Annotated in this window: 9 protein-coding genes and 1 tRNA gene; all 10 read right to left on the bottom strand. The window is 61.2% G+C overall.

Features of this window, described 5'->3' with window-relative positions:
- Positions 1-73: 73 nt before the first annotated feature.
- Complete coding sequence (gene rpoC, locus MA09_RS03540) at positions 74-4,321, bottom strand: DNA-directed RNA polymerase subunit beta' (protein ID WP_036245561.1); 4,248 nt, start codon at positions 4,319-4,321, stop codon at positions 74-76.
- A 226-nt stretch (positions 4,322-4,547) separates the two neighbouring features.
- Complete coding sequence (gene rpoB, locus MA09_RS03535) at positions 4,548-8,657, bottom strand: DNA-directed RNA polymerase subunit beta (protein ID WP_036245559.1); 4,110 nt, start codon at positions 8,655-8,657, stop codon at positions 4,548-4,550.
- Positions 8,658-8,956: 299 nt separating this feature from the next.
- A complete protein-coding gene (gene rplL, locus MA09_RS03530) occupies positions 8,957-9,334 on the bottom strand; it encodes a 50S ribosomal protein L7/L12 (RefSeq protein WP_036245558.1) in 378 nt (125 codons plus the stop codon).
- A gap of 69 nt (positions 9,335-9,403) precedes the next feature.
- Complete coding sequence (rplJ, locus tag MA09_RS03525; RefSeq protein WP_036245556.1) at positions 9,404-9,928, bottom strand: 50S ribosomal protein L10; 525 nt, start codon at positions 9,926-9,928, stop codon at positions 9,404-9,406.
- A gap of 271 nt (positions 9,929-10,199) precedes the next feature.
- Positions 10,200-10,895, bottom strand: coding sequence for a 50S ribosomal protein L1 (gene rplA / locus MA09_RS03520; protein WP_036245554.1), 696 nt, complete (start codon positions 10,893-10,895; stop codon positions 10,200-10,202).
- The gene (rplK, locus tag MA09_RS03515) at positions 10,895-11,326 is read right to left on the bottom strand and encodes a 50S ribosomal protein L11 (protein WP_020653552.1); all 432 of its coding nucleotides are present in this window, start codon (positions 11,324-11,326) and stop codon (positions 10,895-10,897) included. The genes rplA and rplK overlap by 1 nt, the downstream gene beginning before the upstream one ends.
- A gap of 111 nt (positions 11,327-11,437) precedes the next feature.
- Entirely contained in the window at positions 11,438-12,052 is a 615-nt protein-coding gene (nusG, locus tag MA09_RS03510; protein WP_036245552.1) for a transcription termination/antitermination protein NusG, read from the bottom strand.
- Positions 12,052-12,441 (bottom strand): preprotein translocase subunit SecE, encoded by a 390-nt coding sequence (gene secE, locus MA09_RS03505; protein ID WP_036245545.1) that lies wholly within the window; start codon positions 12,439-12,441, stop codon positions 12,052-12,054. Before secE ends, nusG begins: the two co-directional genes overlap by 1 nt.
- 36 nt (positions 12,442-12,477) lie before the next feature.
- Positions 12,478-12,553, bottom strand: a tRNA-Trp gene (locus tag MA09_RS03500).
- Positions 12,554-12,652: 99 nt separating this feature from the next.
- A complete protein-coding gene (tuf, locus tag MA09_RS03495) occupies positions 12,653-13,843 on the bottom strand; it encodes an elongation factor Tu (protein WP_036245544.1) in 1,191 nt (396 codons plus the stop codon).
- Positions 13,844-13,845 lie beyond the last annotated feature (2 nt).

The following is a 13,845-nucleotide window of genomic DNA, read 5'->3' as shown; positions in this document are numbered from 1 at the left end:
ATTCCATCTTTGTTATCTCAAAAAAAAACGGCACCCCTCGGCGTGCCGTCTTCATTTCAGCTAGCTACAGCGATCACTCGCCCTCGCCATGATGCTGCTCGACCGAAGCCGCAGCCTGCTGCTGGTCTTCCATCGCCTGCAGCTCGGCGGCCATGTTGGCCTTCTCCTGCTGCAGCAGTGCCTGGCGCTCTTCCGCCTCCCACACTTCCTTCTCCTTGCGGGCGCGGTGGAATGCCAGGCCGGTACCGCCAGGGATCAGGCGGCCGACGATGACGTTTTCCTTCAGGCCGCGCAGACCGTCGCGCTTGCCCATGATCGCCGCTTCGGTGAGGACGCGGGTGGTTTCCTGGAACGATGCGGCCGAGATGAACGAGTCGGTCGACAGCGATGCCTTGGTAATACCCAGCAGCACGTTCTCGTACTGCGCCGGCAGCTTGCCGACGGCATTGACCTTGTCGTTCTCTTCCAGCAGTTCCGAACGCTCCACCTGCTCGCCAACGATGTAGTCGGTATCGCCGGCATCGGTGATCTGCACACGACGCAGCATCTGGCGAACGATCACCTCGATGTGCTTGTCGTTGATCTTCACACCCTGCAGACGGTACACGTCCTGCACCTCGTCCACGATGTAGCGGGCCAGCGCTTCGATACCCAGCAGGCGCAGGATGTCCTGCGGATCGGCCGGACCGTCGACGATCATCTCGCCCTTGTTCACCACCTGGCCGTCGTGCACCAGCACTTGCTTGTCCTTGGTGATCAGGAACTCGTGCTTGTTGCCGTCCATGTCGGTGATTTCCAGGCGCTGCTTGCCCTTGGTCTCCTTACCGAATGCCACGGTACCGGTGACTTCCGCCAGCATGCCCGCGTCTTTCGGCGAACGTGCTTCGAACAGTTCGGCAACGCGCGGCAGACCACCGGTAATGTCACGGGTCTTCTGCGATTCGGTCGGGATACGTGCCAGCACTTCACCCACCGAGACCTGCTGACCGTCCTTCACCATGATCAGCGCGCCGACCTGGAAGCCGATCGTCACGGCGTGTTCGGTGCCGGCGATCTTCACTTCCTGGCCTTCTTCGTTCAGCAGCTTGACCTGCGGACGCAGGACCTTGCCCGAACCGCGGCGCTTCGGATCGATCGCGACCAGGGTCGACAGGCCGGTCACTTCGTCCACCTGGCGAGCGACGGTAACGCCCTCTTCCACGTTCTCGAACTTGATCGTACCGGCGTACTCGGTAATGATCGGACGGGTCAGCGGATCCCAGGTCGACAGCGCGGTGCCGGCCTTGACGACCTGGCCGTCCTTGACGATCAGGGTCGCGCCGTACGGCACCTTGTGGCGCTCACGCTCGCGGCCGTGGTCGTCGGTGATCAGGACTTCGCCCGAACGCGAGATGACGATCTGCGCACCCTTGCCGTTGGTAACGTAACGCATCGTGGCGGTGAAGCGCACGGTGCCGTTCGACTTGGCTTCGACCGACGATGCCACTGCTGCACGCGATGCCGCACCACCGATGTGGAAGGTACGCATGGTCAGCTGGGTACCCGGCTCACCAATCGACTGTGCAGCGACCACGCCGACTGCTTCGCCGCTGTTCACCAGCATGCCGCGGCCGAGGTCACGGCCGTAGCACTTGGCGCACAGGCCGTAGCGGGTGTCGCAGTTCAGCGGGGTGCGGACCTTCACTTCGTCGATGCCGAGGCGTTCGATCTCTTCCACCATGTCTTCGTCCAGCAGGGTGCCGGCTTCGTACACGGTTTCCTGGGTTTCCGGATTGACGACGTCGGTACCGGTCACGCGGCCGAGGATACGGTCGCGCAGCGGCTCGATGACTTCACCGCCTTCGACCATCGCCTTCATGTGCGTGCCGTTGGTGGTGCCGCAATCGTCTTCGGTCACGACCAGGTCCTGGGTCACGTCAACCAGTCGACGGGTCAGGTAACCCGAGTTCGCGGTCTTCAGCGCCGTGTCGGCCAGACCCTTACGGGCGCCGTGCGTCGAGATGAAGTACTGCAGAACGTTCAGGCCTTCGCGGAAGTTCGCGGTAATCGGCGTTTCGATAATCGAACCGTCCGGCTTGGCCATCAGGCCTCGCATACCGGCCAGCTGGCGGATCTGGGCTGCCGAACCACGGGCGCCCGAGTCGGCCATCATGTAAATCGCGTTGAACGATTCCTGGGTGCCTTCGGTGCCGTCACGCTTGGTGACCGGTTCCACTTTCAGCTGGTCCATCATCGCCTTGCCGACTTCATCCGAGGTCTTGCCCCAGATGTCGACGACCTTGTTGTAGCGCTCGCCGGCGGTGACCAGACCCGAGGCGTACTGCTGCTCGATCTGCTTCACTTCCGCTTCGGCGGTCGCGATCATGCCCTTCTTGACGTCCGGGATCAGCATGTCGTCGACGGCGATCGAGATGCCGGCGCGGGTCGCCAGGCGGAAGCCCGACTGCATCAGCTTGTCCGCGAAGACGACGGTCGCACGCAGGCCGCACTTGCGGAACGACGTGTTGATCAGCTTCGAGATTTCCTTCTTCTTCAGCGCGCGGTTCAGCACCGAGAACGGCAGGCCTTTCGGCAGGATCTCGGACAGGATGGCGCGGCCGACGGTGGTCTCGTAGCGGGTTACGGTGCGCTCGAATTCGCCTTCGGCGTTCTTCGGGAACTCGACGATACGCACGGTGATGCGGGTGGCCAGCTCGACTTCCTTGTTGTCGTACGCGCGGATGACTTCCGACACGTCCGGGAACATCATGCCTTCGCCCTTGGCGTTGATGGCCTCGCGGGTCGCGTAGTACAGACCCAGCACGATATCCTGCGACGGCACGATCGACGGTTCGCCGTTCGACGGGAACAGGATGTTGTTCGAGGCCAGCATCAGGGTGCGCGCTTCCATCTGCGCTTCGATCGACAGCGGCACGTGGACTGCCATCTGGTCACCGTCGAAGTCGGCGTTGAACGCCGCGCAGACCAGCGGGTGCAGCTGGATGGCCTTGCCTTCGATCAGGACCGGCTCGAACGCCTGGATACCGAGACGGTGCAGGGTCGGTGCACGGTTCAGCATGACCGGGTGTTCCTTGATGACCTCTTCCAGGATGTCCCAGACCACCGGTTCCTGGATCTCGACCAGCTTCTTGGCAGCCTTGATGGTGGTCGCGAGACCCATCAGTTCCAGCTTGTTGAAGATGAAGGGCTTGAACAGTTCCAGGGCCATCAGCTTCGGCAGGCCGCACTGGTGGAGCTTGAGCTGCGGACCGACCACGATGACCGAACGGCCCGAGTAGTCGACGCGCTTGCCCAGCAGGTTCTGACGGAAACGACCGCCCTTACCCTTGATCATTTCAGCCAGCGACTTCAGCGGACGCTTGTTGGCGCCGGTCATCGCCTTGCCGCGACGGCCGTTGTCCAGCAGCGAGTCCACTGCTTCCTGCAGCATGCGTTTTTCGTTACGCGTAATGATCTCCGGAGCGCGCAGTTCCATCAGGCGCTTCAGGCGGTTGTTACGGTTGATGACGCGGCGATACAGGTCGTTCAGGTCGGAGGTCGCGAAACGGCCGCCGTCCAGCGGGACGAGCGGACGCAGCTCCGGCGGCAGGACCGGGAGCACTTCCATGATCATCCACTCAGGCTTGATGCCCGAGCGCTGGAACGCCTCGAGCACCTTCAGGCGCTTGGCGTATTTCTTGATCTTCGCTTCGGACTTCGATTCCTTCAGCTCGACGCGCAGGGCTTCGGCATCGCGGTGGATGTCGATCGAGCGCAGCAGTTCACGGATGCCTTCGGCGCCCATGAATGCGGTGAAGTCGTCGCCGTACTCTTCGTACTTGGCGGCGTAGTCGTCTTCCGACATGATCTGGCACTTCTTCAGCGGGGTCATGCCCGGATCGGTCACGACGTATGCTTCGAAGTACAGCACGCGTTCGATATCGCGCAGGGTCATGTCCAGGACCATGCCCAGACGCGACGGCAGCGACTTCAGGAACCAGATGTGCGCGGTCGGCGAGGCCAGCTCGATGTGGCCCATGCGCTCACGGCGCACCTTGGCCAGCGTGACTTCGACGCCGCACTTCTCGCAGATGACGCCGCGGTGCTTCAGGCGCTTGTACTTGCCGCACAGGCACTCGTAGTCCTTGATCGGGCCAAAGATCTTGGCGCAGAACAGGCCGTCGCGCTCAGGCTTGAAAGTGCGGTAGTTGATGGTTTCCGGCTTCTTGACTTCGCCGTAGGACCACGAACGGATTTTTTCGGGCGACGCCAGGCCAATCTTGATGGCGTCGAAGCTCTCGTTTTGCTGAACTTGCTTGAATAGATCGAGCAGTGCTTTCATGTATCACTCCAGGTGATTGAATTCTTTACTTGGTACAACTTCCGCCAGCTTCTCACCGATTTTCGCCGGTGCTTGCTGAGCTGCTTCCCTTGAAAGCGTCATCCCCGCGCAGGCGGGGATCCAAGTGTGCCGGCTTTTCCACCGGGCTTAGGCCCCAGCCTGCGCCGGGGCGACGATTCAGGGTCAGCAGGCCGAGCCCGAAGGCTGGCGGCCATGCCGGCCCTGCTTAGCTGCGCTCGAGATCGATATCGATACCCAGCGAGCGGATTTCCTTCACCAGCACGTTGAACGATTCCGGCATGCCGGCATCGATCACGTGATCGCCCTTGACCAGGTTCTCGTAAACCTTGGTACGGCCGTTCACGTCGTCCGACTTCACGGTCAGCATTTCCTGCAGCACGTAGGACGCGCCGTAGGCTTCCAGTGCCCACACCTCCATCTCACCGAAGCGCTGGCCACCGAACTGGGCTTTACCGCCCAGCGGCTGCTGCGTCACCAGCGAGTACGGGCCGGTCGAGCGGGCGTGCATCTTGTCGTCGACCAGGTGGTGCAGCTTCAGCATGTGCATGAAGCCGACGGTCACCTTGCGCTCGAATGCTTCGCCGGTGCGGCCGTCGAACATCGTGACCTGGTTCTTCGACGGGGTCATGCCCAGGTGGTTCGCGATCTCGTCCGGGAACGCCAGGTCCAGCATGCGGCGGATCTCGGTCTCGTGCGCACCGTCGAACACCGGCGTTGCGAACGGCACGCCGTTCTTCAGGTTGTTCGCCAGGGTCAGGATCTCTTCATCGCTGAAGCTGTCCAAATCTTCCTTGCGGCCCGTTTCGTTGTAAATTTTGCCCAGGAAGCCGCGCAGTTCTTCGGCCTTGGCTTGTGCGCGCAGCATGTCGCCGATACGCAGGCCCAGGCCCTTCGCTGCCCAACCCAGGTGGGTTTCCAGGATCTGACCGACGTTCATACGCGACGGAACGCCCAGCGGGTTCAGCACGACGTCGGCCGGGGTACCATCGGCCATGAACGGCATGTCTTCCACCGGCACGATACGCGAGACCACACCCTTGTTACCGTGGCGGCCTGCCATCTTGTCGCCCGACTGCAGGCGGCGCTTGACGGCCAGGTAGACCTTGACCATCTTCTGCACGCCAGGCTGCAGCTCGTCGCCCTGGGTCAGCTTCTTGCGCTTCTCTTCGAAGGCCAGGTCGAACTGGTGGCGCTTCTCGTTGATCGATTCCTTGATCGCTTCCAGTGCGTTGGCGGTGTCGTCGTCGGCCGGACGGATGTCGAACCAGTGGAACTTGTCCAGGTCCGCCAGGTATTCGGCGGTGATCACGGCGCCTTTCGCCAGCTTCTTCGGGCCACCGTTGACGACCTTACCGACCAGCATACGCTCCAGACGCTGGAAGGCGTCGCCTTCCACGATACGCATCTGGTCGTTCAGGTCCAGGCGGTAGCGCTTCAGCTCGTCGTCGATGATCTGCTGGGCGCGCTTGTCGCGCTGGATGCCTTCGCGGGTGAACACTTGCACGTCGATGACGGTGCCGACCATGCCCGACGGCACGCGCAGCGAGGTGTCCTTCACGTCCGATGCCTTTTCACCGAAGATCGCGCGCAGCAGCTTCTCTTCCGGGGTCAGCTGGGTCTCGCCCTTCGGGGTGACCTTACCGACCAGTACGTCGCCGGCTTGCACTTCGGCGCCGATGTACACGATGCCCGATTCGTCCAGGCGAGCCAGCTGGTTCTCGGCCAGGTTCGAGATGTCGCGGGTGATTTCTTCCGCGCCCAGCTTGGTGTCACGTGCCACGACCGACAGTTCCTCGATGTGGATCGAGGTGTAGCGGTCGTCCTTGACCACGTTTTCCGAGATCAGGATCGAGTCTTCGAAGTTCAGGCCGTTCCACGGCATGAACGCCACCAGCATGTTCTGGCCCAGTGCCAGTTCGCCCAGGTCGGTCGAGGCGCCGTCGGCGATGACGTCGCCGCGTGCCACGCGATCGCCCACTTGCACGATCGGACGCTGGTTGATGTTGGTGTTCTGGTTCGAACGGGTGTACTTGATCAGGTTGTAGATGTCCACGCCGACTTCGCCAGCCTGCGCTTCGTCGTCGTTGACACGAATGACCACACGGCCCGCGTCGATGTAGTCGACCACGCCGCCGCGCAGGGCCTGCACGGTGGTGCCCGAGTCGACCGCCACGGTGCGCTCGATGCCGGTACCGACGAAGGCTTTCTCCGGACGCAGGCAAGGCACGGCCTGGCGCTGCATGTTGGCGCCCATCAGTGCACGGTTCGCGTCATCGTGCTCGAGGAACGGAATCAAGGAAGCTGCAACCGACACGATCTGGCCCGGGGCCACGTCCATGTACTGGATGCGCTCCGGCGAGACCAGGATGGTTTCGCCAGCTTCACGCGCCGACACCAGTTCGTCGACCAGTTGGCCTTCTTCATTGATCGCGGCGTTTGCCTGCGCAATGATGTAGCGGCCTTCTTCGATCGCCGACAGGTATTCGATCTTGTCGGTCACCTTCGAACCTTCGACCTTGCGGTACGGGGTTTCCAGGAAGCCGTATTCGTTCAGGCGGGCGTACAGTGCCAGCGAGTTGATCAGGCCGATGTTCGGGCCTTCAGGCGTTTCGATCGGGCACACGCGGCCGTAGTGGGTCGGGTGCACGTCGCGCACCTCGAAGCCTGCACGTTCGCGGGTCAGGCCGCCCGGGCCCAGTGCCGAGACGCGGCGCTTGTGGGTGACTTCCGACAGCGGGTTGGTCTGGTCCATGAACTGCGACAGCTGCGACGAACCGAAGAATTCACGGATCGCGGCCGAGATCGGCTTGCTGTTGATCAGGTCGTGCGGCATCAGATTGTCCGCTTCGGCCTGGCCGAGGCGTTCCTTGACGGCGCGTTCCACGCGCACCAGGCCGGCACGGAACTGGTTCTCAGCCAGTTCGCCGACGCAACGCACGCGGCGGTTGCCCAGGTGGTCGATGTCGTCGACTTCGCCGCGGCCATTGCGCAGCTCGACCAGGATCTTGATCACGGCCAGGATGTCTTCGTTCGACAGGGTCATGTCGCCCACGAGTTCGTCACGGCCGATGCGGCGGTTGAACTTCATGCGGCCGACAGCCGACAGGTCGTAGCGTTCCGGGCTGTAGAACAGGCCGTTGAACAGCGCTTCCACCGATTCTTCGGTCGGCGGTTCGCCAGGACGCATCATGCGGTAGATCGCCACGCGAGCGGCGGTCTGGTCGGCGGTGTCGTCGGTGCGCAGGGTCTGCGAGATGTAGCCGCCCTGGTCCAGGTCGTTGGTGTACAGCGTCTGGATGTCGGTGACTTCCGCGTCGCGCAGCTTGCCCAGCAGCTCTTCGGTCAGCTCGTCGTTGGCGACGGCGATGACTTCGCCGGTGTCCTGGTCGACGATGTTCTTGGCCAGCACGCGGCCCAGCAGGTAGTCTTCCGGAACCGAAATGCTCTTGATGCCGGCGTTCTCGATGTCGCGGACGTGCTTGGCGTTGATACGCTTGTCCTTGGTGACGATGGTCTTGCCGGTCTTCGGATCGACGATGTCGAAGCGCGCGACTTCGCCACGCAGGCGTTCGGACACGAACTCCAGCTCGCCGCCTTCATTGCGGAGGGTAAAGTTGTCGAAGACGAAGAAGTTCGCCAGGATCTGCTCCGGCGTCATGCCGATGGCCTTCAGCAGGATCGTGACCGGCATCTTGCGGCGACGGTCGACGCGGAAGAACAGGATGTCCTTCGGGTCGAATTCGAAGTCCAGCCAGGAGCCGCGGTAAGGAATGATACGTGCCGAGAACAGCAGTTTGCCCGACGAGTGGGTCTTGCCGCGGTCGTGCTCGAAGAACACGCCCGGCGAGCGGTGCAGCTGCGAGACGATGACGCGTTCGGTACCGTTGATGACGAACGAACCGTTCGTGGTCATCAGCGGCAGTTCGCCCATGTACACTTCCTGCTCTTTCATTTCCTTCACGACCGGCTTGGTCGGCGACTCCTTGTCCAGGATCACCAGACGCACCTTGGCGCGCAGCGGCGACGCGAAGGTCAGGCCGCGCTGCTGGCACTCTTTCACGTCAAACGCAGGGTCGCCCAGCACATAGGACAGGAACTCGAGGCGCGCAAAACCATTGTGCGACACGATCGGGAAGATGGAGGTAAAGGCCGACTGCAGGCCTTCGTTCTTGCGGACGGACGGAGCGGCGTCGGCCTGCAGGAAATTCTCGTAGGATTCGAGCTGGGTAGCCAGAAGATAAGGAACGTTGTGAACGTTGGCGCGCTTCGCGAACGACTTGCGAATGCGCTTCTTCTCAGTAAATGAGTAGTGCATGGACACTCCGTGAGTGACAGAAAGGATGAGAATTCAGGAATTGCCAGTGGTGGTGGCACCACACGCAAGGCCTGAAGCCTCTGCTTTCCCGCCAGGTGATTAAGACAGCCGTACTGCTGTGTTACGATATTTCTGAAGCCGGTGATGCTGGGTGCTGCATGGTCGGTCCGGCGTCCCGGTTGCTTGTGTTTGCCGCAGGGACGACAAAAGAGCCAAAGCCGCATCCCCTCCCTTTCGGCAGGTTCCGCAAGCTTTGACTCCCGCGCTGGGCACTACGAAGAGTGCCCAATGCATATGTATTACTTCAGCTCGGCCTTGGCGCCAGCTTCTTCCAGCTTCTTCTTAGCGGCTTCAGCGTCAGCTTTCGGCAGGGCTTCTTTCACGGTCTTCGGTGCGCCGTCGACCAGATCCTTGGCTTCCTTCAGGCCCAGGCCGGTGATTTCGCGGACGGCCTTGATGACGCCGACCTTGTTCGCGCCGACTTCAGCCAGCACGACGTTGAATTCGGTCTGCTCTTCAGCAGCAGCTGCGCCGCCAGCGGCGCCGCCAGCTGCCGGTGCTGCCATTGCAGCTGCCGACACGCCGAACTTCTCTTCGAAAGCCTTGACCAGGTCGTTCAGTTCCATGACCGACATTGCGCCAACTGCGTCCAGGAACTCTTCTTTGCTAATTGCCATTTGAAACTCCAAATATTGTGTGTGTGTAGTACAGGTTTGCTTCTACTTGAACAAAAAGTCGCGAAGCGATTACGCCTCGGTGGCTTCCGCTGCCGGAGCAGCTGCGCCTTCGCCTTTTTGTGCTGCGACTGCAGCCAGAACTCGTGCGAAGCCCGACACCGGTGCCTGCATGACGCCCAGCAGCTGGGCGATGAGGACTTCACGGCTCGGGATGCTTGCCAGCGCGGTCACGCCAGCGACATCCAGTGCCTTACCAGCGTAGTTACCGGCTTTCACGACCAGCTTGTCGTTGGTTTTAGCGAAGTCGTTGATGACTTTCGCTGCTGCAACGGCGTCGTCCGAGATCGAGTAGATCAGCGGACCGGTCATGGAATCAGCCAGCGCGGCAAACTGCGTACCCTCAACCGAGCGACGAGCCAGCGTGTTCTTCAGAACACGCAGGTAGACGCCCTGGGCACGTGCGGTTGCACGGAGTTTGGTCAAGTGAGCAACCTGGATGCCACGGTACTCAGCCACGACGATGGTCTGCGCGGTTGCAACTTTTGCGCTTACCTCTTCGACGACGGCCTTTTTGTCATTCAGATTAAGACCCACGGTCAATCTCCTTAAATGATGCGGACAACATGTCTGCATCGGTTCGAACACGGCGTCCGAAGTTAAGAAGTCAATCTAACGCGGATGAACTCACGCAGCGTGGACTACAAAACTTGTTCGGGTCACCATCTGCGTTGGGTGGTGTATTAACGTCCGGCTCAACCTCTGCCATCGGCCCAACGGTCTTTGATTGCCTGCCGGAGCGGCGTTCTGCCCCGACAGCCCAAAGATGCGCCTCGCGTTGTTTTGCGAGGACTTGATTCTTTACAGCTTAAGCAGCGATCGAAGCGTGGTCGACGCGGACGCCGGCACCCATGGTCGACGAGATCGCGACCTTGCGCAGGTAGACGCCCTTCGAGCTTGCCGGCTTGGCCTTGTTCAGGGCGTCCAGCAGCGCTGCCAGGTTGGTCTTCAGCTGCTCGTCCGAGAACGATTTGCGGCCGATGGTCGCGTGGATGATACCTGCCTTGTCGGTACGGTACTGGACCTGGCCGGCCTTGGCATTGCGCACGGCGCCAGCCACGTCCGGGGTCACGGTGCCAACCTTCGGGTTCGGCATCAGGCCGCGCGGGCCCAGGATCTGGCCCAGGGTACCGACGATACGCATGGTGTCCGGCGAAGCGATCACGACGTCGAACGGCATGTCGCCGGCCTTGACGCGCTCTGCCAGGTCTTCCATACCGACGATGTCGGCGCCGGCTGCCTTGGCAGCTTCAGCCTTGTCGCCCGATGCGAAGACAGCGACGCGCACGGTCTTGCCGGTGCCTGCTGGCAGGACGACCGAACCGCGGACCACCTGGTCCGACTTCTTCGGGTCCACGCCCAGTTGCACGGCGACGTCGATCGACTCGTTGAACTTGGCGGTGGCGAATTCCTTGACGATCGACACAGCGTTGTCGAACGCGTAGACCTTGTTACGGTCCACTTTTGCTTTCATTTCTTTGACGCGCTTGGACAGCTTAGCCATTACACACCCTCCACCGTGATGCCCATCGAACGTGCCGAGCCAGCGATGATACGCACTGCGGCGTCCATGTCGGCGGCGGTCAGGTCCGGCTGCTTGGTTTTTGCGATTTCTTCAGCCTGGGCACGGGTCAGCGTGCCAACCTTGTCGGTATGTGGCTTCGGCGAACCCTTGGTGATGCCAGCGGCTTTCTTGATCAGGTAGGTTGCCGGCGGGGTCTTCATCACGAAGGTGAAGGACTTGTCGGCGAACGCGGTGATCACGACAGGAATCGGCATGCCCGGCTCGAAACCCTGGGTCTGGGCGTTGAACGCCTTGCAGAATTCCATGATGTTCAGGCCGCGCTGGCCCAGTGCCGGGCCGATCGGTGGGGATGGGTTTGCCTTACCGGCTGCGACTTGCAGCTTGATAAAGCCAATAATTTTCTTTGCCATGAATGGCTCCTAGATTGGCATTGAGTAGTAGCGCCCCACCGCTACTACTCTTCGGCGGGGCTCCTCTTTCCGGATTCCGCCTTGCTGCTGCGAACGCTCCGTAACGGCGTTTTAGACTTTCTCTACCTGCCCGAACTCCAGCTCCACCGGAGTTGCGCGACCGAAGATGGTGACAGAAACACGCACCTTCGATTTTTCGTAGTTGACTTCCTCGACGTTGCCGTTGAAGTCGGTGAACGGGCCTTCCTTGATCCGGACCTGCTCGCCCACTTCGTACAGGACTTTTGGACGCGGCTTTTCGACGCCTTCCTGGACCTGCTGCATGATCTTGTCGATCTCGCGCGCCGGGATCGGCGTCGGCTTGTTCGACTTGCCACCGATGAAGCCGGTGACCTTGCTGGTGTTCTTGACCAGGTGCCAGGTCTCGTCCGTCATTTCCATCTCAACCAGGACGTAGCCCGGGAAGAAACGACGCTCGGAAACGGCCTTGGTGCCGTTGCGCATCTCGACGACCTCTTCGGTCGGGACCAGGATGCGGCCGAACTGCTCTTGCATGCCGGCGCGATCGATGCGCTCGGTGAGGGCGCGCATGACGCTCTTTTCCATGCCCGAGTAGACGTGTACGACGTACCAGCGCTTGTTGCTGACCGGGACACTCACGGGAGCCGCACCAGCGTCTTGCGCCGGGTCTTGGCCCGGCGCGTTGTCTTGCACGTTATCGCTCATTAGCTCTTCCACCCCAGGATCAGGTCGTACAACAGGAATTCGAGAATCTTATCCGTGCCCCACAGGAAGATCGCAGTAACGACCACGAAGGCGAACACGATGCCGGTGATCTGGGTAGCTTCCCGACGGGTCGGCCAAACAACTTTCTTGGTCTCGCGCACCGACTCCTTGGCGAAGCTCAGGAATTCACGGCCGGTGGTCGAAGTCCACAAAAGCAGGACAGCAAAAACTAAACCAGCCACGAGGGCGCCGGCGGCGACCAAGGCTGGTTTGTTTTGGCCTTTCAGGTAAAAGAACCCGACAACGCCTGCAATCGTGGCAACTACCGCCAGTGCGACCTTGAACTTGTCATTCGAGGTGCTGACAGTTTGCACGGATTGATTGGACATTCTTCTTTACTTTCGGTGCTGCGCACCAGAATTCGGTGGCAGGGGCGGAGGGAATCGAACCCGCGACCTTCGGTTTTGGAGACCGACGCTCTGCCAATTGAGCTACACCCCTACGAAAACTTCTCGCTGAATCCAGCATTATACACGGTACGCGCGTACCAGACAATGCTGTTTGAGGGAAGCGTTGTACGCTTCCCTCTTGCATCGCTTATTAGGCGATGATCTTGGCAACCACGCCGGCGCCGACGGTACGGCCGCCTTCGCGGATTGCGAAGCGCAGACCTTCTTCCATCGCGATCGGAGCGATCAGCTTGACGGTGATCGACACGTTGTCGCCTGGCATGACCATTTCTTTGTCGGCCGGCAGCACGATCGAACCGGTCACGTCAGTCGTACGGAAGTAGAACTGCGGACGGTAGTTGTTGAAGAACGGGGTGTGACGGCCGCCTTCGTCTTTCGACAGGACGTACACTTCGCCGGTGAAGTCGGTGTGCGGCTTGATCGAGCCCGGCTTGGCCAGGACCTGGCCACGCTGGACGTCTTCACGCTTGGTACCGCGCAGCAGCAGGCCGACGTTGTCGCCAGCTTGACCCTGGTCCAGCAGCTTGCGGAACATTTCCACGCCGGTGCAGGTGGTCTTGACGGTGTCGACGATACCGACGATTTCGATTTCTTCGCCGACCTTGATGATGCCGCGCTCGACACGACCGGTCACCACGGTACCGCGGCCCGAGATCGAGAACACGTCTTCCACCGGCATCAGGAAGGCGCCGTCAACGGCACGTTCCGGGGTCGGGATGTAGCTGTCCAGAGCGTCGGCCAGGGCCATGATCGCATCTTCGCCCAGCTCGCCAGCCTGGCCTTCCAGGGCCATACGTGCCGAACCCTTGATGATCGGCAGGTCGTCGCCCGGGAACTCGTACTTCGACAGGAGCTCGCGCACTTCCATTTCGACCAGTTCCAGCAGTTCTGCGTCGTCGACCAGGTCGCACTTGTTCAGGAACACGATGATGTACGGAACGCCAACCTGACGCGCCAGCAGGATGTGCTCGCGGGTCTGCGGCATCGGGCCGTCGGCGGCCGAGCACACCAGGATCGCGCCGTCCATCTGCGCCGCACCGGTAATCATGTTCTTGATGTAGTCGGCGTGGCCCGGGCAGTCAACGTGGGCGTAGTGACGGTTTGCGGTTTCGTACTCGACGTGCGCGGTGTTGATGGTGATGCCGCGTGCCTTTTCTTCCGGAGCCGCGTCGATCTGGTCGTAGGCCTTGGCTTCGCCGCCGAACTTCTTCGACAGAACGGTTGCGATTGCAGCCGTCAGGGTGGTTTTGCCGTGGTCAACGTGACCGATGGTGCCGACGTTGACGTGCGGCTTGGTCCGTTCGAATTTTTCCTTTGCCATTT

The sequence above is a fragment of the Massilia sp. BSC265 genome (assembly GCF_000740675.1).
Classification (GTDB): Bacteria; Pseudomonadota; Gammaproteobacteria; order Burkholderiales; family Burkholderiaceae_D; genus Telluria.
The sequence above is the reverse complement of the archived record's forward strand: the minus strand, read 5'-3'. Positions and strand labels throughout refer to the sequence as shown.